This window comes from Halomonas garicola (assembly GCF_055382465.1).
Window position 1 is genome coordinate 582,795 of the sequence record NZ_AP043931.1, and the last position, 25,108, is coordinate 607,902.

23 protein-coding genes and 1 pseudogene are annotated in these 25,108 nt (G+C 64.2%); 15 read left to right on the forward strand and 9 right to left on the reverse strand.

The genetic code is table 11. The features are described from left to right. Positions 1 to 151: 151 nt before the first annotated feature. Positions 152 to 903, reverse strand: a protein-coding gene (locus ACZ46Y_RS03090) for an IS5 family transposase (RefSeq protein ID WP_407650535.1) whose coding sequence is annotated in 2 segments (ribosomal slippage) — positions 152 to 568 and positions 571 to 903 — 750 coding nt in all. Because the reading frame shifts where the segments join, the coding sequence is not laid out codon by codon here. 114 nt (positions 904 to 1,017) lie between these two features. Here ACZ46Y_RS03090 and ACZ46Y_RS03095 point away from each other — a divergent pair. The 10 genes and pseudogenes from ACZ46Y_RS03095 (at position 1,018) to ACZ46Y_RS03140 (ending at position 12,277) form a co-directional block, all read left to right on the forward strand. Next, positions 1,018 to 2,895 (forward strand): FAD/NAD(P)-binding protein, encoded by a 1,878-nt coding sequence (locus tag ACZ46Y_RS03095; RefSeq protein WP_311957458.1) that lies wholly within the window; start codon positions 1,018 to 1,020, stop codon positions 2,893 to 2,895. After that, the gene (locus tag ACZ46Y_RS03100; protein ID WP_311957455.1) at positions 2,896 to 4,098 is read left to right on the forward strand and encodes a c-type cytochrome; all 1,203 of its coding nucleotides are present in this window, start codon (positions 2,896 to 2,898) and stop codon (positions 4,096 to 4,098) included. Positions 4,099 to 4,327: 229 nt separating this feature from the next. Next, entirely contained in the window at positions 4,328 to 5,779 is a 1,452-nt protein-coding gene (locus tag ACZ46Y_RS03105) for an OmpP1/FadL family transporter (RefSeq protein WP_311957452.1), read from the forward strand. Positions 5,780 to 5,913: 134 nt separating this feature from the next. Beyond that, a protein-coding gene (prfB, locus tag ACZ46Y_RS03110) for a peptide chain release factor 2 (RefSeq protein WP_376717601.1) occupies positions 5,914 to 7,012 on the forward strand; the annotation gives its coding sequence in 2 pieces (ribosomal slippage) (positions 5,914 to 5,988 and positions 5,990 to 7,012; 1,098 coding nt in all). A gap of 50 nt (positions 7,013 to 7,062) precedes the next feature. Beyond that, positions 7,063 to 8,574, forward strand: coding sequence for a lysine--tRNA ligase (gene lysS / locus ACZ46Y_RS03115; protein ID WP_311957446.1), 1,512 nt, complete (start codon positions 7,063 to 7,065; stop codon positions 8,572 to 8,574). A 118-nt stretch (positions 8,575 to 8,692) separates the two neighbouring features. Then, entirely contained in the window at positions 8,693 to 9,079 is a 387-nt protein-coding gene (locus ACZ46Y_RS03120) for a hypothetical protein (RefSeq protein ID WP_311957444.1), read from the forward strand. 93 nt (positions 9,080 to 9,172) lie between these two features. Then, positions 9,173 to 10,572: pseudogene (locus tag ACZ46Y_RS03125) on the forward strand (MFS transporter). Between the two features lie 76 nt (positions 10,573 to 10,648). After that, positions 10,649 to 10,957 (forward strand): BolA family protein, encoded by a 309-nt coding sequence (locus ACZ46Y_RS03130; protein ID WP_311957442.1) that lies wholly within the window; start codon positions 10,649 to 10,651, stop codon positions 10,955 to 10,957. Further along, positions 10,954 to 11,760, forward strand: a complete 807-nt coding sequence (locus ACZ46Y_RS03135) for a hypothetical protein (protein WP_311957441.1) — start codon at positions 10,954 to 10,956, stop codon at positions 11,758 to 11,760. The genes ACZ46Y_RS03130 and ACZ46Y_RS03135 overlap by 4 nt, the downstream gene beginning before the upstream one ends. Next, positions 11,753 to 12,277: a GNAT family N-acetyltransferase gene (locus ACZ46Y_RS03140; RefSeq protein ID WP_311957440.1), complete on the forward strand. Its 525-nt coding sequence runs from the start codon at positions 11,753 to 11,755 to the stop codon at positions 12,275 to 12,277. The genes ACZ46Y_RS03135 and ACZ46Y_RS03140 overlap by 8 nt, the downstream gene beginning before the upstream one ends. Here the strand turns inward: ACZ46Y_RS03140 and zapB are convergent. Together zapB and rsmD are read right to left on the reverse strand one after the other, a co-directional pair. Continuing rightward, positions 12,274 to 12,462, reverse strand: coding sequence for a cell division protein ZapB (zapB, locus tag ACZ46Y_RS03145; protein WP_311957439.1), 189 nt, complete (start codon positions 12,460 to 12,462; stop codon positions 12,274 to 12,276). The two genes, ACZ46Y_RS03140 and zapB, sit on opposite strands and share 4 nt — an antisense overlap. Positions 12,463 to 12,665: 203 nt before the next feature. Further along, positions 12,666 to 13,298 (reverse strand): 16S rRNA (guanine(966)-N(2))-methyltransferase RsmD, encoded by a 633-nt coding sequence (rsmD, locus tag ACZ46Y_RS03150; RefSeq protein ID WP_311957437.1) that lies wholly within the window; start codon positions 13,296 to 13,298, stop codon positions 12,666 to 12,668. 138 nt (positions 13,299 to 13,436) lie between these two features. Here rsmD and ftsY point away from each other — a divergent pair, with 138 nt between their 5' ends. The 5 genes from ftsY (at position 13,437) to ACZ46Y_RS03175 (ending at position 19,181) form a co-directional block, all read left to right on the forward strand. Continuing rightward, positions 13,437 to 14,744, forward strand: coding sequence for a signal recognition particle-docking protein FtsY (gene ftsY / locus ACZ46Y_RS03155; protein WP_311957435.1), 1,308 nt, complete (start codon positions 13,437 to 13,439; stop codon positions 14,742 to 14,744). Then, positions 14,741 to 15,409 (forward strand): cell division ATP-binding protein FtsE, encoded by a 669-nt coding sequence (gene ftsE, locus ACZ46Y_RS03160; RefSeq protein WP_311957434.1) that lies wholly within the window; start codon positions 14,741 to 14,743, stop codon positions 15,407 to 15,409. The genes ftsY and ftsE overlap by 4 nt, the downstream gene beginning before the upstream one ends. Continuing rightward, positions 15,406 to 16,458 (forward strand): permease-like cell division protein FtsX, encoded by a 1,053-nt coding sequence (ftsX, locus tag ACZ46Y_RS03165; RefSeq protein ID WP_311957431.1) that lies wholly within the window; start codon positions 15,406 to 15,408, stop codon positions 16,456 to 16,458. Before ftsE ends, ftsX begins: the two co-directional genes overlap by 4 nt. Positions 16,459 to 16,725: 267 nt before the next feature. Beyond that, positions 16,726 to 17,598 (forward strand): RNA polymerase sigma factor RpoH, encoded by an 873-nt coding sequence (gene rpoH, locus ACZ46Y_RS03170; protein ID WP_311957423.1) that lies wholly within the window; start codon positions 16,726 to 16,728, stop codon positions 17,596 to 17,598. Between the two features lie 542 nt (positions 17,599 to 18,140). Then, complete coding sequence (locus tag ACZ46Y_RS03175; RefSeq protein ID WP_460540356.1) at positions 18,141 to 19,181, forward strand: group II intron maturase-specific domain-containing protein; 1,041 nt, start codon at positions 18,141 to 18,143, stop codon at positions 19,179 to 19,181. A gap of 131 nt (positions 19,182 to 19,312) precedes the next feature. On the opposite strand, the gene ACZ46Y_RS03180 is transcribed toward ACZ46Y_RS03175, so the two are convergent. From ACZ46Y_RS03180 to coaBC, 6 genes are all read right to left on the reverse strand, one after another. After that, positions 19,313 to 20,062 carry an IS5 family transposase gene (locus ACZ46Y_RS03180; protein WP_311881913.1) on the reverse strand — a complete coding sequence of 250 codons (750 nt, stop codon included), beginning with the start codon at positions 20,060 to 20,062 and terminating at the stop codon, positions 19,313 to 19,315. Between the two features lie 119 nt (positions 20,063 to 20,181). Continuing rightward, a complete protein-coding gene (gene slmA, locus ACZ46Y_RS03185) occupies positions 20,182 to 20,790 on the reverse strand; it encodes a nucleoid occlusion factor SlmA (RefSeq protein WP_311957648.1) in 609 nt (202 codons plus the stop codon). A 20-nt stretch (positions 20,791 to 20,810) separates the two neighbouring features. Then, on the reverse strand, positions 20,811 to 21,710 hold the full coding sequence (gene argB, locus ACZ46Y_RS03190) for an acetylglutamate kinase (RefSeq protein ID WP_311957646.1): 900 nt from the start codon (positions 21,708 to 21,710) through the stop codon (positions 20,811 to 20,813). A 34-nt stretch (positions 21,711 to 21,744) separates the two neighbouring features. Continuing rightward, positions 21,745 to 23,151, reverse strand: coding sequence for a phosphomannomutase/phosphoglucomutase (locus ACZ46Y_RS03195; protein WP_311957645.1), 1,407 nt, complete (start codon positions 23,149 to 23,151; stop codon positions 21,745 to 21,747). A gap of 77 nt (positions 23,152 to 23,228) precedes the next feature. Next, positions 23,229 to 23,693, reverse strand: coding sequence for a dUTP diphosphatase (dut, locus tag ACZ46Y_RS03200; RefSeq protein ID WP_311957644.1), 465 nt, complete (start codon positions 23,691 to 23,693; stop codon positions 23,229 to 23,231). Further along, positions 23,690 to 24,982, reverse strand: coding sequence for a bifunctional phosphopantothenoylcysteine decarboxylase/phosphopantothenate--cysteine ligase CoaBC (gene coaBC, locus ACZ46Y_RS03205; RefSeq protein WP_311957641.1), 1,293 nt, complete (start codon positions 24,980 to 24,982; stop codon positions 23,690 to 23,692). The genes dut and coaBC overlap by 4 nt, the downstream gene beginning before the upstream one ends. Positions 24,983 to 25,108: the final 126 nt, after the last annotated feature.

The window sequence follows — 25,108 nt, forward strand, 5'->3', positions numbered from 1 at the left end:
AGTGTGCTCGTAGTATAAAACCCTTGTGTTACACAAAGGTCAAAGGATGGCGGCGAGATGTGCCATGGCCATCGATACCTGCAGGTTTTTAGTTTATGACAATGAGGCGAATAATCTTTATTATTGGCGCTTTCTTAGGGGGCGTTAACAATTAGGCCAGCCATATGGCGGCTGACACGAGGCAGAGGAGTGACTGGTAGTTTCTTGCCAGTCGCTCATAGCGTGTAGATAACCGCCGGAACTTCTTGATTTTCTGAAAGAACCTCTCCACCAGATTGCGATCTTGGTAACAGTGCCAGTCTACTTCAATGCGCGCCAAACGATTCTTTTTCGGAGGAATCACCGGCTCGGCACCTGCGGCCTGAATCATGTCCCGCAGAGCAGTGGAGTCATACCCCTTGTCGCCCAGCACCGCTTGCGGGGAAAAACCTTCCAGTAGAGCGGGAGCAGCACCATACTCCGACGCCTGGCCCGGTGTGAGAACCAATCGTACTGGGTTACCTAACGCATCGACTGCGGCATGAATTTTGGTGCTCAATCCGCCTCGAGATTTGCCCATGGCTTCGACGTCTTGCGTGTTTTTTTTGACGCTCCATGCTGGTGCACCCTGACGATGCTACCGTCGATCATCAGCTGCTCTAGATCGGGATCGTCGGCTACTGTGTCAAAAATACGCTGCCAAACGCCCTTTCGTGACCAACGGTTATACCGCATGTAGACGGTGTGCCAGCGCCCAAAAGATTCGGGAAGATCACGCCACGGGGCGCCGGTCCGAGCGATCCAGAGCACGGCTTCCACGAACAGGCGATTGTCCTTGGCAGTTACCCCACAGTCTGAGGCTTTGCCGGGGAGCAGGTGCTCGATTCGCTCCCACTGATCATCGCGTAACTTCAACCGACTCATGGCCCACCAAAATCTATGAATACTAAATCAGTTTAAACGAAACTAATGATTGTTAACACACCCTAGTGAAAACACCGGGCCGGAAGCGGTTCTATCCACTTGAAAGGGGTATCCATGGCGATTACGCGCAGGGATTTTCTAAATGGCGTTGCGATCACTATTGCCGCAGGCGCAACGCCGCTAAGCCTGCTAAAAGCCAGTCCGCAGTCAGAGCACCGCTATCCGCCCCTGCGTACGGGCATGCGGGGCAACCATCCGGGCTCTTTTGAAGCGGCGCACAAACTGGCCCGCCAGGGCCACCGTTTCGCCCTGGGTGGGCTGGAGGTGCAGGATGCCTACGATCTTGTCGTGGTGGGCGCCGGCATCAGCGGTCTGGCGGCAGCCTGGGTCTACCGGAAGCGCCATCCCGACGCGAGCATCCTGATCCTTGATAATCATGATGACTTTGGCGGCCACGCCAAGCGCAACGAGTTCGAGGTGGGCGACCAAACCCTGCTGAGCTACGGCGGCAGCGAGTCGTTTCAGTCGCCGGATTCGCTTTTCAGCGACCAGGTCAACGGGCTCTTGGAAGCACTCGGCGTTGAGCACGAGCGCTTTCGTGCCTACTTTGACCGGGGCTATTACTACCGGCAGGGCATGAGCCGTGGGGTCTTCTTCGACAAGGCGCATTTTGGTGTCGATAAGGTTGTTGGCGGCAATCCCGAAATGAGCGTGGCCGATGATTTGCGCCCGGAGCTGCTCAACGGTCGTTCGCTCGAGGCCTATATCCGCGACTTTCCCTTGTCGGAGGAAGCCACGAAAGAGCTGCTCGAGCTGCACCTGGATCCGCCGGATTACCTACCGCAGATGTCGATGGATGAAAAAGTCGACTACCTGTCCGGCATCAGCTATTACGATTTCCTGAAAAATACGGTCGGCCTGAGCGACGAGGCGCTGCTGTATTTCCGCTCCACCAGCAATGAGTTCTACGGCTACGGCGTTGATGCCATTGCGGCAATCGACGCTCACGAGGTGCGCTATCCCGGCTTTTCCGCCATGGACCTGCCCGAGCCCGGCGAAGACGTGAAGGCCGAGCTGGATGATCCTTACATCTACCATTTCCCCGACGGTAATGCCTCGGTGGCCCGGCTTCTGGTGCGGGACATGATCCCCGAGGTGGCGTCCGGCAGCACCATGGAAGACGTGGTGATGGCAACCTTTGACTACGGCAAGCTGGACCGGCCCGGCAGCGACGTTCGCCTGCGCCTGAACAGCACCGTGGTGCGGGTCGACAACCCCGATGGGCCGGTGGATGTGGGCTACCTCAACGAGGGAGAGCTGCGGCGGGTACGGGGCAGAAACTGCATCATGGCCTGCTACAACATGATGATCCCCGCCATGGTGCCGTCGCTGCCCGCACGGCAAAAGGAAGCGCTGCATCGCAACGTCAAGGCGCCGCTGGTGTACACCAAGGTAGTGCTGAAGAACTGGCGGGCCTTCAAGCGCCTGGGGATACATTCCATGTATGCCCCGACGGCCCCTTACAGCCTGGTCAAGCTGGACTATCCGGTCAGCATGGGGGGCTACGAGCACGCCTCCGGCCCGGACGATCCGATTGTGGTGCATATGGTGCAGGTGCCCACTGCGGCCAATACCGGCTTGCCCGTCCGCCAGCAGCTGCGTATGGGGCGGGCCGAGCTTTTGGGACGCTCGTTTGCCGATATGGAAGCCGAGGTTCGCCAGCAGCTGGCGGCAACCCTGGCAGTATCGGACGCCGAGCTTGACGAGTTAATCAGCGCCATCACCGTTAACCGCTGGTCTCACGGCTACAGCTATGAAGAAACCAGCCTGTTCGATACCACGCCCGAAGCGGAGCGCACCATCAAGCTGGCGCGTCAGCGCCATGGCCGCATAGCCATTGCCAACTCGGACGCCGGCTGGAGCCCCTATATGCACGCTGCCATTGACCAGGCGTTTCGCGCCGTTGACGAACTGACCGGTGAAGAGGGCTGAATGATGATGAAACCTGCTACCTTCATGATCGCCGCCGCCTTGAGCACTCAGGCCTGGGCGGCAAGCGATGCCCAAATTGAGCATGGCGAGTACCTGGCCAAAGCGAGCGACTGCGCCGCTTGCCATACGGCCCCCGGCGGTGAGCCCTTTGCCGGGGGCCTGGCCATGCCAACCCCGGTGGGCGACATCTACACCACCAACATCACTCCTGACGCTGATACCGGCATCGGTGACTATACGCTCGAGCAGTTTACCGCCGCGCTGCGCGAGGGGCAGTCGCCCCACGGGCCCCTGTATCCGGCCATGCCCTATACCAGCTATACCAAGATGTCGGATGGCGATATCGAAGCGCTTTATGCCTACTTCATGAACGCGGTTGAGCCGGTCAGCCGGGAGAACCAGCCGTCCGATATTACCTGGCCGTTGAGCATGCGCTGGCCGCTGCACGCCTGGAAAGCCGCCTATCTCGACGAGGGCGAGTTTCAGCCGGATGCGTCGCGCACGGAGGAGTGGAACCGCGGCGCCTATCTGGTCCAGGGGCCCGGGCACTGCGGTTCCTGCCACACGCCTCGAGGCATCGGTTTTCAGCAAAAAGGCCTGGACGAAAGCGATGACGCCTTTCTTGCCGGTGCGGAGCTGGACGGCTGGTGGGCGACTAGCCTGCGCGGCGACTGGCAAACGGGCATCGGCTCGTTATCGGTTGACGACATTAGCCAGCTGCTGGCAAGCGGCATGGGCGGACAGGTATCAGTGTCCGGGAGCATGGCGGAGGTAGTGCGCCATAGCACCCAGTATCTGAGCGATGAGGATCGCCTGGCCATCGCGGTGTATCTAAAATCGCTGGCGCCGGACAAGGAGAGCCTGGCCACCAACGTCGATCAGCCTACCCAGAACGGCGCCGAGCTTTATAACGAATACTGCGCTACCTGCCACGGCGATGACGGCTCGGGCTATTCGGACGTCACGCCAACGCTTGCCGGCAATGCCACCGTCAATGCCGACAGCCCAAGCTCGCTTGCGCGAATTATTCTGGAGGGCATTGAAACGCCGCTCGCAGGCCCCGGGCACACTCAGCGCTTGATGCCCGGCTATGGCTGGAAGCTAAGCGATGAGCAGATTGCCAAGCTCATCACCTTCATGCGCAGCCGCTGGGGCAACGCCGCGGATCCGGTGTCGTCCGGTTTTGTCGGTAAGCATCGCTAAGCGCCTGCCCGCCGGCATACGACCAATGGATAAGCCACAAACGCCCCAAAATCAGCGCTTGCCCTTGAACCCGGGTGCCGGGTGCGAGAAAAAGGAGCTACGTTAAACGTACGTATGAGTCGGGTGATTTTCCGGCCCGGCGTATGCCGCGCCAGCCTTTATCGCTTAACGGCCGGCGCGCCTCACTTACGGCAGCGTCCGTAGGCTTCTCGGGGAAAAGGGATCGGCCATGAATAACAATGTCAATAAAATCAATGCCAATAAAATCAATGCCAATAAAATTAATGCGAATAACGCCAGTGCTAATAACGATGCCTTCGTTGGCGTGGGTGCTGCCAGACATACCGCAACCCTCGCGCTGACGGCCGCCGTGGCGGCCGCGGCGCTGACGGCCGGGCAGGCCCAGGCAGGCGGGTTTCAACTCAACGAGCAAAGCGTGAGCGGCCAGGGCTACGGTCACGCCGGGCGCAGCTCCAACGTCCACGATGCCACTATCGTGTTTGGCAACCCGGCGGGGATGTCGTTTCTTGACCGCGCGCAGATTTCCGTGGGTGGGACCTATCTGAAGGCGAAAACCGACATCAGCAATGCCCGGGCGTCGCAAAGCAGCCCGGCCTTTTTGCAAGCCACCGGCGGCGCTACCGATACGCTGCCGGTCGCGGGCTCCAACGAGGGTGACATGGTGCCGGGTACCTTTGTGCCCTTTGCCTTCTATGCCCACCCGGTCAACGAAAGGCTTGCCTTTGGCTTTGGCGTCTATGCGCCGTTCGGCTCCAAGACGGACTACGAAGGCGGCTTTCAGGGGCGCAACCAGGGCGATTACACCTCGGTAGAGGTCAAGAGCGCCCAGCCGACGGTGTCCTACCGCTTCAACGACCAGTGGTCGGTGGGTGCCGGCGTCAGCTACAACCGCGTGGACGGCGAGCTGCGCCGCCAGGTGCCGGTGGTGACGCCGCTGGGCGCGGCCGAGGTGGACTCCCGGGTCGAGGGCGACGACGAGGCCTGGGGCTATAACCTCGGGGTGATGTATCAGCCGGTGCCGGAAACCACCCTGGGGCTGACCTATCGCTCCAAGGTGGATTATACCCTGGAGGGGGATTTCACCGCCTCGTCGCCGGCGCTCGACCAGCTGGGTATCGGCACCGTGACCGACGATGCCACCCTTGATCTGACCACGCCGGAAACCGTCAACTTCTCCGTGACCCAGCAGATGAGCGAAAAGCTCAAGCTGATGTTCGGCGCTTCCTGGACGCGCTGGAGCCAGTTCGAGCGGATCCTGGTCGAGGGCGCCGACCGCGGGGAGGTGACCAACGAGACGCAGAACTATTCCAACGCCTGGGCGTTTGCCACCGGCGGCGAGTATCAGCTAACGCCGGCGCTTGCCCTGCGCGCCGGTTTGACGCTGGATTCCACGCCGACAAGCGATGAGCACCGCAGCGTGCGCATTCCGTCCGACGACCGGCGGATCTTCTCGCTGGGCGCGGGCTGGACGCCCGTGGATGATCTGACCGTCGACGTGGCGTATTCCTACCTCACCGAGCGGCGCACGGAAATCAGCCAGACCAAGACCGACAGCTTCACCGTGGCCGGCCAGCAAACGCCCCCGGTGACGTCGAACTACAGCGCCGACTACAAAAACGAAGCCCACGGCTTTGGCGCCCAGCTGACCTACCGCTTCTAAACGCTGGCGAAAAGCCCCCGCAACCCGGCCATCAGGCCGGGTTTTTCTTTCCGCCTTGGCGGCGATGGATGCGGTGCGCTCAGGGTTTCGCTACAATGCCGGTTTTGCCAACGACATACAGCTGGGGCGAATCCATGTTGGAAACTAACCCGATCCATCAACAAATCAAGGATCTGTCGGAGCGGACAGGCATTCTTAGGGGGTATCTTTGACTATGCTGAACGCAAGGATCGGCTGGAAGAAGTAACCCGAGAGCTTGAGGATCCCGACGTCTGGAGCGATCCGGAGCGCGCCCAGAAACTGGGCAAGGAGCGCGCGTCGCTGGATACCATCGTCTCCACCATCGACACGCTCGAACAGAGCCTGGGTGACAGCGAAGACCTGCTGGAGCTTGCCGAGATGGAAGACGACCAGGACACGGTGGACGAGGTCTGCAAGGAGCTTAACGCCATGCAGGCGCGTCTGGAGAAGCTCGAGTTCCGGCGGATGTTTTCCGGCGAAATGGACGAAAATAACGCCTATCTCGACATCCAGTCCGGCTCCGGCGGTACTGAAGCCCAGGACTGGGCCAACATGCTGCTGCGCATGTACCTGCGCTGGGCCGAGCACCACGGCTTCAAAACGGACTTGCTCGAGGTATCGGCGGGTGACGTAGCGGGCGTCAAGTCGGCGACGATTCACGTCCAGGGCGACTACGCCTTCGGCTGGCTGCGCTCGGAAACCGGCGTGCATCGCCTGGTGCGCAAGAGCCCGTTTGACTCCGGCGGCCGGCGGCACACGTCGTTTACCTCGGTGTTTGTTTCCCCCGAAGTGGACGACAGCTTCGAGGTGAACATCAACCCGTCCGACCTGCGCACCGATACCTACCGCTCCAGCGGCGCCGGCGGCCAGCACGTCAACACCACCGATTCCGCCGTGCGTATCACCCACGAGCCCACGGGGATCGTAGTGGCCTGCCAGAGCCAGCGCAGCCAGCACGCCAACCGCGACTTTGCCATGAAGCAGCTCCGGGCCCGGCTCTGGGAGCACGAAATGGACAAGCGCAACGAGGCCAAGCAGGCGGCGGAAGACGCCAAGTCAGATATCGGCTGGGGCAGCCAGATTCGCTCCTACGTGCTGGACGACCAGCGCATCAAGGACCTGCGCACCGGGGTGCAGTCAAGCAGCTGCGACAAGGTGCTCGACGGCGATCTGGATCCGTTTATCGTCGCCAGCCTCAAGCAGGGCCTGTAGCGTTTTCCGCTTCATCGACTTTTCAAGGTTCATATTGCAAGGGTGCCCGAATGGCCAACCAGGACGCGTCTTTTGACAACGAAAATCACCTGATCGCCGAGCGCCGCGCCAAGCTGGCCGAGCGCCGCGAGCAGGCCGAAGCCCGGGGGAAAAGCGCGTTTCCCAACGACTTCCGCCGGGACAGCCTGAGCGCTGAGCTGGAGGAGGCGCTGGGCGACAGGGACAAGGCCGAGCTCGAGACGCTGGACCGCCAGGCGGCGGTGGCCGGGCGCATCATGCGCAAGCGCGGCCCCTTTATCGTGATTCAGGACGCGGCCGGGCAGATCCAGCTCTACGTGGACAAGAAAGGCCTGCCGGAAGCGGTGCTCGACGATATCAAGAGCTGGGACATCGGCGATATCGTGGCCGGCCGCGGGCCGGTGCACAAGTCCGGCAAGGGCGACCTTTACGTCAAGATGAACGAGGCCGCGCTCCTGACCAAGAGCCTGCGCCCGTTGCCGGACAAGTTTCACGGCCTGACCGACCAGGAGGCCCGCTACCGCCAGCGCTACGTGGACCTGATCATGAACCCGGAGTCGCGCCGGGTGTTCGAAACCCGGGCGGCGATCATCAGCGCCATGCGGCGCTTCTTCGAGGATCGCGGCTTCATGGAGGTGGAAACCCCCATGCTCCAGCAGATCCCCGGCGGTGCCACCGCGCGGCCGTTCATGACCCACCACAACGCGCTGGATATCGACATGTACCTGCGCGTGGCCCCCGAGCTCTATCTCAAGCGGCTGGTAGTGGGCGGCTTCGAGAAAGTCTTTGAAATCAACCGCAACTTCAGAAACGAGGGGCTTTCCACCCGGCATAACCCCGAGTTCACCATGGTCGAGTTCTACTGGGCCTACGCCGACTACCACGACCTCCTTGACCTCACCGAGGCCATGCTGCGCACCACCGCAGAAAAAGTGCTGGGCACCACCACGGTGACCTACCAGGGCGAGGCGTACGACTTTGGCAAGCCGTTTGATCGGCTCACCCTGCGCGACGCCATTCTCCGCCACGGCGACGGCATCACCGCGGCCGACCTGGATTCCCCCGAGGCGGCCCGGGCGCTGGCCGGCAAGCTGGGCATTCCGGCCAAAGACAGCTGGGGGCTTGGCAAGCTGCAGACGGAAATTTTTGAAGAGGTGGCCGAGCCCCGGCTCGATCAGCCCACCTTCATCATCGAATACCCGGCCGAGGTCAGCCCCCTGGCCCGGCGCAACGACGCCAACCCCTTCGTCACCGACCGCTTCGAGTTTTTCGTCGGCGGCCGCGAGATCGCCAACGGCTTCTCCGAGCTCAACGACGCCGAAGACCAGGCCGAGCGCTTCAGGGAGCAGGTGGCGGAGAAGGACGCCGGCGACCTGGAAGCCATGTACTACGACGCCGACTACGTGCGCGCGCTGGAGTACGGCCTGCCGCCCACGGCGGGCGAGGGCATCGGCATCGACCGGCTGGTGATGCTGTTTACCGACAGCCCCTCCATCCGCGACGTGCTGCTGTTCCCGGCCATGCGCCCGGAAGCGGAAGCGTGAGCTGAGCCCGGCAATAGGCAGTGCCGGGCGTTGGCAAGTCGGCGCGCAAACGCCCATAATGTTTCCGTTTGCATGCCTGTGATCGTCCCGTGAGGCATCGTTCTGTGAGGAGAACCCCATGAAACTGCTTAACCGCTCCGCCCTGAGCGTTCGGCCGACCCAGGAATTCGTGGACTGGATCAACGCGCTCGAGCCCACCATGGGAGACGATGACCTGACGCTTGACGACGTTGACCGTGAGAGCACCGTCTACCTGATTCCCGAAATGGACACGCCCGAAGCGCTGAATGCCTACATCCGCGAGCGCTACGTGGAGATTTTTGAAATCGAGCTGCGCGCCTGGGAAGAGGACGAGCGCCAGTGGCCCGAGTCCCTTGACTGGGCGCTGTTTGAGGACTTCCTGCGCATCGAGCACAGCTTCCTGGCGGTAGATCTTGACGACGAGACGGCGCTGGAAATCTCCGAAGTGGACGATGCGCTGCTGCTCGACAACGATCCCGACTAGCTGCCCGTAGACCAGGCGCCCGTAACGGGGCAGCGCCAGCGTAGATAAAACCGGCTGCGGCCGGTTTTGCTGTGTTCCCCCGAGGACTTTCCCATGTGGCTGTTTGAAACGCGCGAAGGCGACGACGGCCTGCCCGGCCCGGAGCGCTTGCTTGCCGTACTGGCGCTGGTCAGCGGCACGCTGATGGCGGTGGTGGATACCACCATGATCAATCTCGCGCTGCCCTCCATTGCCGCCGATCTTGAGGTGGCGTCCGCCGACGTGGTGTGGGTGACCACGATTTTCCAGGTGGTCAGCGCCGCTTTTCTGCTGGTCTTTGCGGCCTTAAGCGAGCTTGTAACCCGCCGGCGGATCTATCTGTTCGGGCTGGGCACCTTCGTGCTCGCCGCGCTTGGCTCGGCGCTGTCGCGACACCTTGAGCTCCTGCTGGCGTTTCGCGCGCTGCAGGGGTTGGGAGCGGCGGCGACGCTATCCATCGGCGCCTCTCTCTACCGGCTGATTTTCCCTTCAAGGCTGCTGGGCAGCGCTTTGGGCCTCTCCGCGCTGGTGGTGGGCGGGGGCTACGCCGCCGGCCCCACGCTTAGCGGGCTGATGCTGTCGTTCACCCATTGGCCCTGGCTCTTTGCCCTCAACGTGCCGCTGGGGCTCGTCTCCCTGCTGTTTGCCTATCGCGCGCTGCCCAAAGAGGCGCCGCGCCAGGGTAGCTTCGATCTTCCCGGCGCGCTTTTTTCCATGCTCACGCTCGCCGGGCTGTTTCTCACCATGGACGCTATCGGCCATCGCGCGCCGCTTTGGCAGTGGGCCGGGTTTGGCGCCGCGGCGCTGGCGGGGGCTGCCGCGTTTATCCGCCGCCAGCGCCGGGCGCCGTACCCGCTGCTGCCGCTTTACCTGTTTAACGAAAGACGCTTCACCCTGGCGGTGTCGGCCTCGGGGCTTGCGTTTATCGGCCAGGGGCTGGCGTTTGTCGCGCTGTCGTTTCTGTATCAGGAAAAAATGGGTTTCAGCCCGCTGCTCACCGCCTGGCTGTTTACCCCCTGGCCGCTTGCGCTGATGGTGGTGGGGCCGATGGCCGGCCGCCTGGCCGACCGCGTTAACCCCAGCGTGCTCTCGACCACCGGCCTGGTGCTGGTGATCACGGGCTTCGTTGCCCTTGCGCTGGTGGATGAAAACACCGGCATCGTCGGAAGCCTCTGGCGGGTGGCGCTGTGCGGCCTTGGTTTTGGCCTTTTTCAGCCGCCCAACAACCGCGAAATGATGGCCAGCCTCCCCGCCGCGCGCAGCGCCAACGTGTCCGGAGTGATGAGCACCACGCGCACCGTGGGCCAGTCGCTTGGGGTGGCGCTGGTGGGCGCGGTGCTGGCGCTGGGGCTTGCCGTGCAGGTGACGCTGTGGCTGGGGCGGTGACTTCGCTGCTCTCGCTTGTCGTCAGCGCCGCGCGCATTCCGCTGGCGCGGCGCGCCATGCAGGAGCGCACATCGTCGCGCGTCGCATAAGCGCGTACAATTGGCTTTGTCGCTTCCGGCGGCGTCGTTGCGGCCGGACGTTGTCGAGTCAGCCAAGGAGGTCACTGTGACACTGCAGGAACAGATCGGGCAAAAGCTCAAGGCGCTTTCACCCACGGTGCTCGAGGTGGAAAACGAAAGCCATCGGCACAGCGTGCCGCCCAACTCCGAAACCCACTTCAAGGTCACGCTGGTCAGCGAGCGGTTTGACGGCCTGCTGCCGGTCAAGCGCCACCAGCAGGTGTACAAGCTGCTGGCCGACGAGATGTCGGGGCCGGTGCACGCGCTGGCGCTGCACCTTTATACCCCGGAGGAGTGGGAGGCCCGGGGCGGCGAACGCCCGGACTCCCCGGACTGTCGCGGCGGCGGCAAGTGAATCCGGAGGTCGTTCGCCGGCAGTATCTCGACGCCATGGGCATTACCGCCTACGCGTCGCGCTACCGCCTGCCCAACGCGCTGGCCACCCAGGCCTGCGAGTGGGACGATGCGCCGCCGGAGCCCGAGTCGCCGGGAAAGCGCCTGCACGCGCTGCTTGACGATGCCCAGCAGGTTGAAGCCAGCCGCCGGGCGGCGCCGCCGGCCGAGCCCTCGGCTAACCCCGCCGCGCTCAAGGCGCTGCTGAATGAGGAGCGCCCGGCCCCGCCTTCGGCGCCGGTAGAAGCGCCGCCGAAGGCGCCCGCTGCCCCCGCCGCGCCGCTGCGCTTTACGCTGTCCTGCGTATGCCTTGGCGGGCGCTGGCTAAGCCTGCACGAAGGCGAGCCGGGGGACGCCGCGCGCCGGCTGCTTAGCAATCTCTGCCGCGCGGCGGGTATCGATGTGGCCAGCCTCTCGGCCTGGCACACCCTGAGCTGGCCGCCGCTTGTCGGCGGCCCCGCGCCGGAAGCGCCGCTTGAAGAAGCCCGGGAGGGGCTCTGCGCCTTTGTCGACGGCGCGGCAAGCCGCAACGGCTGGAAGCCGACCCGAGTGCTGTGGTGGGGCGGGGATGACGCCTCGCCGCTTGCCCGGGTGCTGGCCCCGGAAGAGGAGCGCGGCCGGGCCGTCTCCCAGGCCCTATCGCTGCCGCTGTGGCAGGGGCCGGCCCTTGAGACGCTGCTGGAAGACGGGGCGGCCAAGCGCGATCTATGGCCGGCGCTGGCGGCGCTGGGCGCGCAGTGGCGCAAGGAAACGGCCGATGGCTGAAAACGGAGCGCAAAAGTGTGCGCCATGGCGGGTCGAGACGCTCAGCGCCCGCGATGCCGGCAACGTCATGTCAGGGGGCAGCATTGCCGGCAGCGGTGCCGTGGCAGCCGCCCTGTGCGAGGCCATGGAAACGAAAGACGGTCGGGTACTGGGCGTCATGGCCGCCGGCGCTTCCGGGCAGGCGCCTTTACTGGCCGGCTATCTCTGGTTGGCGCGGCTGCCGTTTGACGCCGAAATCCAGGCGCTAGGCGTTGTGCCCGACTATCGTGGCCGGGGCGTCGGGGATGCGCTGGTGCGCGCCGCTTGTGAGGCGGCCGGGCACTGGCAGAGCGAGCGCCTGCTGCTGGAAGTGCGCGCCGGCAACGCCGCCGCCATTGCGCTTTATAAGCGCCACGGCTTTGGCGTGGACGGGCGGCGTCGGGACTACTATCCGCCCCTGTCTCCGGCCGCCGGCAGCGGGCGGGAAGATGCGCTGCTGATGTCGCGCGCCTTCGGCGCTCAGGCCGCGAGCCGTTAGCTGCTGCTGCTGGAGTCGTCGAATTTCTGCAGCAGGCCGTTGAGCCGGCGCTCCCACTCTTCACGCTCCTGCTTGAGCGTTTGGTTTTCTTCGCGCAGCTCGTCGTTTTCCAGCTTGGAAAGCTCGAGCGCCTCTACCGTGGCGGTAACTTTTTGCTCGAGCTGATTGAACAGTTCCTGGCTCATGGATCTCTCCGACAATAAACAAATAGACAAGGCTGGTCTGGGCCAGCGCCTGAGCGTAACGCCCGGGCGGCGCGGCGGCAAGCTGTGATCTCTCGGTAGAGCAGTTGCAGTGGGCTATGTCCGGAGGAGCCGGGAGCAGGTCGAAGAGGGGGTTCTACGCCAGAGATGGATTCATAGCGCCCCCTCGCAGACCTGTTGACGGCTTAATTCGGGTGGCTGGGGCTAAGGCGCTGATAGAGCCGCGCCGTGGTGTCGCCGGCGCCGGCCTGCCGGTGCAGCAGCCAGCTGCCGGGCACTGCCGGCGTCAGGGTGGCTTCCGCCTCCAGGTAAATCCGCGCGCCTTCCGCCAGCCAGCCGCCGCGCTCAAGCGCGGCGCAGCAGGGGGTGATCCAGCCCTGGTGAAAGGGCGGGTCGAGCAGCACCAGGTCAAAGGGCTCGCCGGCGTTGCCGGCGGCGAGAAACGCCCGGGCGTCAACGCTCAGCACCCGGCCGCCGAGGGCCTTGAGGGTGGCCAGGTTGCGCTCCAGCTGGGTCGCGGCGCGGCCGTCCTGCTCGATGAACGTCACCTGCGTAGCCCCGCGCGACAGCGCCTCGATACCCAGCGCCCCGGTGCCGGCAAAGGCGTCGAGCACGCGTTCGCCAGCAAGCGTTTGGCCCAGCCAGTTGAACAGAGTTTCGCGCACGCGGTCAGGCGTCGGGCGCAGCCCCGGGCGGTCGGGCACGGGCAGCTGGCGACGGCGAAACTCGCCGCCGATCACCCGCAGCTTGCCGCCCTGGCGGGCGGCGGCGTGTCTGGCGTCCGGGCGGCCCGAACGCGAGGAGCGTTTTCGTTTCATGGGCGGGGATTGTAGCGCCCCGCGTGTCCAAAGTCTTGATGGGCGGTGGTAGGATAGAGGCCAGCCTGGCCGCCCGGATCCCGTCGGCGATCGTTTTTTACCTTCTTTTTATCATGCTCTGTGCGGAAGTTAGTGCCCATGTTTGGTTTTTTAAAGCGCAAGAAGAAACACGATAACCGCGAAACGGTGCCCGAAGACGACAGCGCGCTTGACCGGCAGCCGGCGCCGGATGAGGCCGACGAAGCCCCCGCGCCGCCCGCTGATGAAGAGGGTGGCGTTCGTCAGGAAAGCCATGCCGGTGACCTCGACGCGACGCCGGTCCCCGAAGCCGAGGCCAAGCCGGATCCTGAGGCCGAGTTGGCGCCCGACGCCGAGCCGGCGTCGACCTCCGAGCCGGCCGCTGATGCGCAGGCCGCGCCGGCGCCGGAGCCTGTTTCCGAACCCGAACCCGAACCCGAACCCGAACCCGAACCTCAGCCGGCTCCCGCCGACCGTCCGGAGAAAAAGGGCTGGCTTTCGCGCATCAAGGCGGGGTTGGGGAAAACCCGGGCCAACTTTACCGACGGCGTGGCCGATCTCTTTCTGGGTAAAAAACAGATCGACGACGAGCTGCTGGAGGATCTTGAGACTCAGCTGCTCATGGCCGACGTGGGGATCGAGGCCACGACCACGATTATCGAGCGGCTGGAAGCGCGGGTGTCGCGCAAGGAAATCAGCGACCCTCAGGCGCTGTACCAGGGTCTTCAGGAAGAGCTTGCCGCCATGCTGGAGCCCGTCGCTACCCCGCTGAGCCTGGAGAAATCCGGCGACGGTCCCTTTGTGATTCTTGTGGTCGGGGTCAACGGCGTGGGCAAGACCACCACTATCGGTAAGCTTACCCAGCGCTTCCAGCGCGAGGGCAAGAGCGTAATGCTCGCCGCCGGGGACACTTTCCGCGCCGCCGCGGTAGAGCAGCTCCAGGTGTGGGGCGAGCGCAACGGCGTTCCGGTCATCGCCCAGCACACCGGGGCCGACAGCGCCTCGGTGGTCTACGATGCCGTTGCCGCGGCCAAATCCCGCGGCGTGGACGTCGTCCTTGCCGATACCGCCGGGCGGCTGCACAACAAGGGGCCGCTGATGGAAGAGCTGAAAAAGGTCCATCGGGTCATGCAGAAGCTTGATGCGACCGCCCCCCACGAAGTCATGCTGGTGCTGGATGCCGGCACCGGTCAGAACGCCATCAGCCAGGCCAGCACCTTCAACGAAGCGGTGCCGGTGACCGGCATTACGCTGACCAAGCTCGACGGCACCGCCAAGGGCGGGGTGATTTTTGCCCTGGCCAACCAGCTGGAAACGCCAATTCGCTTTATCGGCGTGGGTGAAACCCTGGACGACCTGCGCCCCTTTGTCGCCCGGGAGTTTGTCAGCGCGCTGTTTGATCGTCCGGACGACGACGCCCGCGGATGATCGCCTTCGAGCGCGTGGGCAAGCGCTACGGCGGGCGCTTCGAGGCGCTGTCCCACCTGAGTTTTCACGTCAGGCGGGGCGAAATGGTGTTTCTCACCGGCCACTCCGGCGCCGGCAAAAGCTCGCTGTTGCGCCTGGTCATGCGGCTTGAGTGCCCAAGCCGAGGGCGCGTGGTGGTGGCCGGCCACGATATCGCTCGGCTGCACGCAAGCCAGGTGCCGTTTTATCGCCGCCAGATCGGCGTGGTATTTCAGGATCACCAGCTGCTTTTCGATCGCTCCATCTTTCATAACGTGGCGCTGCCGCTGGAAATTCAGGGCGCGCCGCCCCGGGAGTCGGCGCGCCGAGTGCGGGCGGCGCTGGACAAGGTCGGCCTGCTGCACCGCGAGCGTGCGATCCCCATTGAGCTTTCCGGCGGCGAGCAGCAGCGCGTGGGCATTGCCCGGGCTGTGGTCAACAAGCCGGCCCTGCTGCTCGCAGACGAGCCGACCGGTAACCTCGACCCGCAGCTGTCGGCGGATATCATGGCGCTGTTTGAAGACTTTAACCGCATCGGTACCACGGTGATGATTGCCAGCCACGACCTGGCGCTGATTACCCGGCTGCGCCATCGCATGCTGCGCCTCGCCGACGGACGCTTGGTGGCCGACGAGGGGGCACGATGAACACACCGCGCAAACCGGGTGCGACGTCCCGCAGCCGGGCCGCTACGCCGCGCCGGGGCGCCCAGGCCAAGGCCGCTGCGAACGCCCCGCCGCCCCGGGCAGCCGGCTCAGCGGCGGCGGGGCCGGGGGCTTCCAGCCGCTTTCGCGCCTGGGGCCGGCACCACCGCGCCATGGCGCTGGACAGCAGCCGACGGCTGGTGCGCCACCCCGTGGGCAGCCTTTTGACCATGCTGGCCATTGCTATCGCGCTGGTGCTACCCGCCGCGCTGTGGCTGACGCTGTCCGGGGCACGCCTGCTCGACGCCGAGGTGGACGACGGCGCCACCCTGACGGTTTACCTCGAGCCCCGCGTCGCCGCCGAGGAGGCCGGGCGCGTCGAGCAGGCGGTGACCGCGGATACCGCCGTGCAGCAAACCCGGCTGATCAGCGCCGAGCAGGGCATGGCCGACTTTCAGCAGTCGCTGGGGCTCGACGATGCCCTTGACGGCCTCGAGGACAACCCGCTGCCGGCAAGCATCGTGGTGACGCCGAAGGACGCTTCGCCGGAGGCCATGGAGGCGCTCGCCGCCCGGCTGGGCGAGGTTTCCGGCGTCGACGAAGTGCGCTTGGACCTCGCCTGGGTCGAGCGCCTGCGCCATCTGGCCGAGCTTGGCCGGCGGATCACCCTGGCGCTGGGGATGCTGTTTAGCCTGGGCGTGCTGCTGGTGGTGGGCAACACCATCCGCCTGGCGGTGGAAAGCCGGCGGCGGGAGATTGAAGTGGTCACGCTGATCGGCGCCACCCACGCCTTTGTGCGCCGGCCGTTTCTGTACAGCGGCGCCTGGTATGGCCTGGGCGGCGGGGTGCTGGCGCTAGGGCTTTTGACCCTCGGCGGGCACTGGCTGGCGCTGCCGGTTCAGGCGCTGGCGGCAAGCTACGGCGCCACTTTCACGCTGCCGGCGCTGGGCGTTGCCGGCTCTACAATCCTTCTATCCTGTAGTACCATACTTGGCTGGCTGGGCGCCTGGGTTGCGGTGAGCCGGCATCTGGCAAGCATCGGGCCGCGATGATGCGGCTCGGAAAACTCCTTTGCGCTACGCATACTTTTCTTGAATAGCCGTTAATGTCGCTTAAAAACATCGAAAAACACGATGATAGCGCGCTGTGGCCGGGGCGAAACGGAACTTTTCAACCCCGCCGAGGTCTATTATATTAAGCGCCACTATGTTCAGCGGCATCCATCACAGCGACTGCGTTTTATATAGCACGAGTTATAGTATCAGGGTTCATACAGTCAGCGTCACGTATATTGGGGTTATCAGGGAGACCATCTGCACATGAGCAACAGTCTTCTACCGGTGGGTCAGCTTTCTCCGGGTAATGATCTGGGCGGTTATATCAACGCGGTCAGCAGCATTGCGGTGCTGACCGCCGACGAAGAGCGCGCGCTCGCCTGGCGCCTCTACGACGACAGCGATTTGGAAGCGGCGCGCCGCCTGGTGCTTTCGCACCTGCGGTTTGTGGTACACATCGCACGCAGCTATTCCGGCTACGGCCTGGCTCAGGCCGACCTGATTCAGGAAGGCAACGTCGGGCTGATGAAAGCCGTCAAGCGCTTTGATCCCAACCAGGGGGTACGGCTGGTGTCCTTTGCCGTACACTGGATCAAGGCGGAAATTCACGAGTTCGTGCTGCGCAACTGGCGCATCGTCAAGATCGCGACGACCAAGGCCCAGCGCAAGCTGTTCTTCAACCTGCGCAGCGCGAAAAAGCGTCTGGCCTGGCTCAACAACGACGAAGTGAGCGCGATTGCCAAGGATCTCGACGTCAAACCCGAGGTGGTGCGCGACATGGAAGGGCGGCTGTCGTCGTTTGACGCAGGCTTTGATGCTTCGCCGGGCGAGGACGAGGACAGCGCCAGCGCGTACCGGGCACCGGTCAACTTCCTCAACGACGAAGCCGCCGACCCGGCTACCCAGCTGGAAGACAGCGACTACGAGCAGGACGCCTCGCAGCGGCTGCAGTCCGCCCTGCGTGGGCTGGACGCGCGCTCCCGGGACATTCTCCAGCGCCGCTGGCTGGCCGAGCACAAGTCCACGCTGCACGACCTGGCCGACGTTTACGGCATCTCCGCCGAGCGCATCCGCCAGCTGGAAAAAAACGCCATGAAAAAGCTGCGGCATAAAATGGGCGATACGATCTTCGCCTGAGCCTGGCGCAAAGCCGATAGCAAATAGGTAGTAAGCCCACCGCAAAACGGCGCCCGTCTCGGGCGCCGTTTTTATTGTGCGCCAGGCATGGCGCGTAGCACCGATAGGAGCTGTTCCCGAGGGTGGTGCCTCGGGATGACTTGGGGGTGAAAGTCCCCTGCGGACCCTGATAGCGGAAACCGCTAGCCGAACAGCAAGGGTGTCCGCCGCGAGGCGGAATCTGAAGGAAGCTGAAGGCAAACTCCCGGCCCGACGAACAGGAATCGCATATGAGGCAGCCACATCTGGGCGAGAGGGCAATGAGACTCGAAGCCCAATAGCCATCCGGAAGGTGTGGAGGTAAATGCGGCGGGTAGATGGGAGGAAGGTCGCGCGTCTTACCCTGGGAGGTCTGGCGGTCTGCCACGGTGCTACCGGCGTCGAAAGGCGACGGGATGGACCGCCAGACGTCAGCAGAGGCCATAGCACGTGCCGGTTCACCGCGGCACCAAGGGCCGCACATGAAGAACCGCGAGTAGGCGATGACGTCTCGAGGACCGATCATGAAGACAGCAACTGGCGCTAATACCGTCACCCACCCAGAGGGGCAGGGGCAGTACTCCGAGCTCCAGCCGGTGGGCGTCGAGACGGTCCCGGCGTCGTCATCGTGGACGAACGCGGAGCCCGCCTCGCTCATGGAAGCGGTGGTCGCCACCGACAACATGCAGCAGGCTTGCCGTCGGGTGGTCGCCAACCAGGGGGCACCGGGTGCCGATGGCATGCCGGTGGACCAGCTGGCCGATCACCTGAAGCAATACTGGCCGACGCTGCGCGAGCGGCTGCTGGCCGGAGAGTACTACCCCAGTCCAGTTCGAGCCGTCGAGATCCCCAAGCCCAAGGGCGGGACACGCCAGCTCGGCATCCCCACGGTCAGCGACCGGCTGATCCAGCAGGCCGCCTCGGCCATGAAGGCTCACGTCACCGCCGGCCACCGTTGGGTGGTCGACCTCGACCTGAAAGCCTTCTTCGACCGAGTGAATCACGACCTGCTGATGGCCAGCCTGAGTGATTTTCTCGAGAATTCGCTCCGGCTGACGGTCAATCACGACAAGAGCGCGGTGGACCGGCCGTGGAACCGGGGGTATCTGGGCTATACGCTGACTCGGCACAGGCTGCCGAAGTTGACCATCGCCAAGGCCAGCCTGCAGCGCCTGATGCAGCGTGTCCGCGATATCCTCAAGCGCGGCAGGGGGCGCAACATTCGGCGTATCACCCAAGAGCTGGCTCCCGTCCTGCGGGGCTGGGCCAGCTACTTCAGTCTCGTCGACGTGAAGCGCCCCTTGGAAGCGCTGGATAGCTGGATACGTCGCCGACTGCGCTGCGTGATCTGGCGGCAATGGAAACGTCCGAAAACTCGGCGCCGCAAGCTTCTGGCGCTGGGTCTGGGTAGCCAACGTGCCTGGAAGTCAGCGGGGAATGGACGAGGTCCCTGGTGGAATGCCGGCGCCTCGCACATGAATCAGGCCCTGCCACGCAAGTGGTTCGACCGGCAGGGCCTGATCTCGGTACTCGATACGGTAAGAGGGCTTAGCCGTTCTTCATGAACCGCCGTATACCGAACGGTACGTACGGGGGTGTGGGAGGGCGCCGGGGGTAACTCCGGCCCCTACCCAATTACATGAGGGGGAGGAAAAGCGTGAAAGGGCCAACGAAGGCGCTAGGGCCTGTTGACGTTTCACATTGGTAGCCATAAAAAGCCGCATGCCAAGGCCACCATGCTTTCGTAATTTCGTTTGAGCTTATCGTAGCGCGTCGCAATGGCGCGATACGGTTTCAATCGAGCAAAGGCATTCTCAACCAGATGCCGGTAGCGATATAACCCTCTGTCCAGATTGGCATTTCCTTTTTTCGAGTTACGCCTGCGTGGAATGACGGCAGCCATTCCTTTGGCTTCGACCTGCTCACGGATACGTTCACTGTCATAGCCTTTGTCAGCCACCAGCGCGTCACCTGCCGGCAAACCGTCAATCAATGCCTGGGCTTCCGTGCTGTCGTGCACTTCACCCCCGGTTATTCTGAAGGCGATCGGCAACCCATAAGCATCCACGGCCAAGTGGATCTTGCTGGTATTGCCTGCACGACTTTTGCCAATGGCTTCTGCATCTTCCGTGGCAGCCCCAGTGCTATCTTGGTGAGCCTTGACGTAGGAACCATCAATAAATAGCCACTCGACATCAGGATCTTCCACCAGAGAGATGAAAATCCTCATCAGCTTTCCACTCGCTGACCAGGCGTTGAAGCGCTTGTAGACCGTGTTCCAGGGGCCAAACGCCTCCGGTAGGTCCCGCCACGGGCAGCCGGTTCGCATCCGATAAAGGATGCCTTCCACCGTGGTACGCAGATCGGTCTTGTCATAAATACCTTGTTGAAGCAGGATAGATTTCAGCTTCGGCCAGTGTTCATCCGTGAGCATTTGTCGGGGCATGGCAGGCTTGCAGTTTGTTGGCTTAGGAACCTTTATTCTGTGAGCTTGCCCCTATCCTGCCAATACCCCTGCCATGAAACGTCAACAGACCCTAGAAGTTGGCCCAGGGCGGAGAGGGCTTAAGCGCTTCGCGCCGCCGGCTGCATGAGCCTGGCCGAGAGCAGCGCCCACTGGTCGTCCCAGTAGGCGGTGGGCAGGTGCTTGAAGTCGCTGCGCACGTACTGGGAGATCCGCCCTTCGGCGTGGGCCATGAGCAGGTTGGCCGCCGCGGCGGCGGGGATGCCGGGGCGGCGGCCTTCGTTAAGCTCGGCCTCGCGCAGCGTCTGCTTGAGCGCAAGCTCGAGGCGCTCGAACAGCTGGTGGATGCGCAGGCGCAGCCGGGCGGTTTCGCCGGTCAGCGCATCGCCACCCATGACCCGGGCAAGCCCGGGATTCTTTTCCGCAAAGCCCAGCAAAAGCGAGACAACGGCGCCGCAGCGGCCCTCGGCGTCGGGCACCTCAGCGGTGATCCGGGTGACCCGGGTAAAAAGGCTCTGCTCGATAAAGTCGATCAGGCCTTCATACATGCGCGCCTTGCTGGGGAAGTGGCGGTACAGCGCGGCCTCCGATACGCCCACCTGCTGAGCCAGCGCGGCGATGGTAATGCGCTTGCCGCGGTCGTCTTCCAGCATCTGGGCGAGCGCCTGAAGAATCTGCTCGTGGCGATTTGGCTTGGGTTTCCCGCTCATGCTCGTGCCCTCCCTGGCCCTTATTCGGTATCGGTAATCAGCGTACCCACCCCGGCATTGGTGAAGATTTCCAGCAGTACCGCATGGGGAACGCGGCCGTCGATGATGTGCGCGCTCTGCACGCCGCCCTTGACCGCGTTCAGCGCGCAGCGGATCTTGGGCAGCATGCCGCCGTGGATGGTGCCGTCGGCAATCAACGCGTCGACCTGCTCCGTGGCAAGCCCGGTCATCACCTCGCCGTCGGCGTTCAAAAGCCCGGCGACGTTGGTCAGCAGCATCAGCTTTTCGGCGGCGAGCGCCTCGGCCACCTTGCCGGCCACCAGATCGGCGTTGATGTTGTAACTCTTGCCGCTGTCGTCGACGCCGATGGGGGCGATCACCGGGATGAAGTCCCGGGCGGCGAGCATTTCAATCAGGTCGGTGGAGATCGACTCCACCTCGCCGACGTGGCCGATATCGATGATTTCCGAGGCTCTGTGTTCGGGCTCCTGGGGCTTGACCTGGAGCTGGCGGGCGCGGATCTGGGCGCCGTCCTTGCCGGTCACGCCGATGGCCTTGCCGCCGCACTGGTTGATCAGGTTGACGATGCTTTTGTTGACCAGCCCGCCGAGCACCATCTCAACGACGTCCATGGTTTCATCGTCGGTGACGCGCATGCCGTTGATAAAGCGCGATTCGATGTTGAGCTTGCCCAGCAGCTCGCCGATCTGCGGGCCGCCGCCGTGAACCACCACCGGATTGATGCCAACTTCCTTCATCAGCACGATGTTGCGGGCGAAGGAGTCGATCAGGGTGTCTTCGGTCATGGCGTTGCCGCCGTACTTGACGACCACGGTCTTGCCGGAAAACTGCTGAATATAGGGAAGCGCCTCGGTTAGCACTTCCACAACGACCTGGGGATCGTGACTGGCTGCGTTCATCTGCGTTCTCTTTGGGGCTACGGTAATGGCGGCGCTAACGGCTGGCGGGCAGAACAAGCGTTGGGTCGAGCGCCTGCAGCGCGGCGGCAAACTGCCCCTTGATGCGCGCAAGTGCCGCCTCGGTTTTGCCTTCAAAGCGCAGCACCAGCACCGGCGTGGTATTCGAGGCGCGGCACAGTCCCCAGCCGTCGGGGTAGTCGACGCGGATGCCGTCGAGGGTGGTCTTGATACCTTCGCCGAAGTCGCCTTCCCGGGCAAGCTTGTCGACCAGGGTGAACTTGGTGTCGTCGGTGACCTCGATGTTGATTTCCGGGGTGCCCACGTCCAGCGGGAAACCGGCGAAGAAGGTGTCGGCATCGGCGTTCTGGCCGGCGAGTATTTCCACCAGCCGCGCGGCGGCGTAGAGGCCGTCGTCAAAGCCGTACCAGCGTTCCCGGAAGAAGACATGGCCGCTCATTTCCCCGGCCAGCGCCGCTCCGGTTTCCTTCATCCGCGCCTTGATCAGCGAATGGCCGGTGCGCCACATCTCCGGCTCGCCGCCGGCGCGTTCGATGACGCCGGTAAGATTGCCGGTACACTTGACGTCAAAGATGACTTTCGCCCCGGGGTTGCGGCCGAGCATGTCGGTGGCAAAGGCCATGAGCAGGTGGTCGGGGTAGATCAGCTTGCCGCTCGGGGTTATCACGCCCAGGCGGTCGCCGTCGCCGTCAAAGGCCAGCCCGATGTCGGCGTCGGTCTCCTTTACCTTGGCGATCAGGTCCTTGAGATTTTCCGGCTTGCCGGGGTCGGGGTGGTGGTTGGGAAAGGTGCCGTCGATGTCGTCGAACAGCGGTACTGTATCCACGCCCAGCCGGCGGATGAGCTCGGGGCCGAGCTCGCCGGCCACGCCGTTACCGCAGTCCACTACGGCCTTGAGCGGGCGCTTGATGCTAATATCGCCGACGATCCGGGAAAGATACGCCTCGCGGAGGTCGTCTTCGCTCACCCGGCCTTCGCCGTGGTTTGTGTGAGGATAGGCCAGGTCGCCGTCGACAATACGCCGGTACAGCGCGGTGATGGCCTCGCCGGAGAGGGTTTCGCCGCCGAGCACGATCTTGAAGCCGTTGTAGTTCGACGGGTTGTGGCTGCCGGTGACCATGACGCCGGAGGCCGTGCCGTCGAGCACGTGGGTGGCAAAGTAGAGCACCGGAGTGGGCACCATGCCGATATCGATCACGTTCTGGCCGGCGGCGGTCAGCCCGCGAATCAGCGCGGCCTGCATGCGCTCGCCGGAGAGGCGGCCGTCTCTGGCGACGACCACGGTAGTCTCGCCCCGGGCGCCGGCTTCGCTGCCGATGGCGTGGCCGATTAGCGTTACGCCCTCATCGGTCAGGGTGTCGTCAACGATGCCGCGGATATCGTAGGCGCGGAAAATGGAGGCGTTCAGCGTGGGGTGGGGCATGGTCGTCTCTGGTTGAAAGCTGGGCTTGAAAAACAGGGCTTGAATAGGTAGCGGGGCGCGATAAAGCGCGCCAAAGCCTAGTGCGCGCCGGTGCTGCCGAAGCCGCCGGCGCCGCGCTCGCTGGGGGTAAAGTCGTCCACGACGTCGAGTTCGGCCTGGACCACGGGGACCACCACGTATTGGGCCAGGCGTTCGAACGGCTCGACGATGAAGGCGCGCGGGCCGCGGTTCCACACCGAGATCATCAGCTCGCCCTGGTAGTCGGCGTCGATCAGCCCCACGAGGTTACCCAGCACAATGCCGTGCTTGTGACCGAGCCCCGAGCGCGGCAGGATCATGCCGGCGAGCCCCGGGTCGCGAAGATGAATGGCAAGGCCGGTATGGACCAGCTGGCAGTCGCCGGGCTTGAGGGTCAGCGGGGTGTCGAGCAGGGCGCGCAGATCCATGCCGGCGGAGCCTTGGGTGGCGTAGGCGGGCATGTAGTCGCGCAGGCGCTCGTCGAGCAGCCGGCATTCCAGGCGCGAGCGGGGGGCAGCGGTCATGGGGTCTCCCGAGTGTCTGGCCGGCCGGGGAGCAGCGCAAGGGCGCGCTGAATTACGGTCCGAGCCAGCTGTGTCTTGGGTTGAGGCGGCTGATGTTCGCTTGCGCTGCCCTCGGGCGTGCGCCATAAAAGCCAGGCGGCGTTGTCGTCGCTGCCAAAGCCCAGCCCGGCGGCGGAGACGTCGTTGGCCACGATCATGTCCAGCGCCTTGCGGGCGAGCTTGTCTTCGGCGTAGCGCCTGACGTCCCGGGTCTCGGCGGCAAAGCCCGCTACCACCGGCGGGCGCCGTGCGGGCTCAAGCCCGGCGACGTCGGCGATGATGTCGGGATTTTTCTCAAGCGTCAGCGTCAGGGTCGCCTCGTCGGCGGTTTTCTTGAGCTTGTGCTCGGCGGCCTCGGCGGCGCGGTAGTCAGACACCGCCGCGCAGCCGACGAAGACGTCGGCCTCTGGGGCCAGCCGCAGGGCTTCCCGGTGCATCTCGGCGGCGGAGGCGACGTCGATGCGTTGAGCCCCCGGGGGCGTGGCAAGCGCCACCGGGCCGCTGATCAGGGTAACGTGCGCTCCCTGCTCAAGCGCGGCGGCGGCCAGCGCAAAGCCCATTTTTCCCGAGCTACGGTTGGATAAAACGTGCTTGGAAAGATAGCGCACCGGGTCAAGGGCTTCCCGGGTGGGGCCGGCGGTAATGACGACGTGCCGGGTGCCGGCAGGGCGGTCGACGCCCGCTGCCGGCGGGGTCAGAGCCAGGCAGCCTTCCACGGCGGTAACGATGGCTTCGGGCTCGCTCATGCGCCCAAAGCCGGTGTCGCCGCAGGCCTGGTCGCCGGCGTCGGGGCCCACCTGCTGCCAGCCGTCTTCGATGAGCGTGGCGGCGTTGCGCTGGGTGGCAGGGCTTCGCCACATGGCCTGATTCATCGCCGGGGCGATCAGCCGGGGGGCGTCGCTTGCCAGGCACAGAGTGGTGAGCAGATCGTCGGCGAAGCCGTGGGCAAGCTTAGCCATCAGGTCGGCGGTGGCCGGAGCAATCAGCAGCACGTCGCCCCAGCGGGCAAGCTCGATGTGGCCCATGCCGGCTTCGGCGTCGGGGTCGAGCAGGGAAGTGCGTACCGGCTCGCCAGATAGCGCCTGTAGCGTCAGCGGCGTAATAAAGGCCTCGGCGCCGGCGGTCATGACCACGCGCACCTCGGCACCGGCCTGTTTGAGCAGGCGCGTGATCAGCGCGCTTTTATACGCGGCAACGCCGGCGCTGACGCCCAGCAGCACCCGCTTGCCCGATAGGGTCAAAGCAGCCATGGCAGGAATACACCTTTGTCTTTCAAGGGGGCTACCATACCATTTGCGTCGCCGCTTTGGCATGCTGAGCGCAAGGGTAATGCCGGGGCATTGCCATGGATCGGCGCCAGGGAAAGCGGCGGGGAG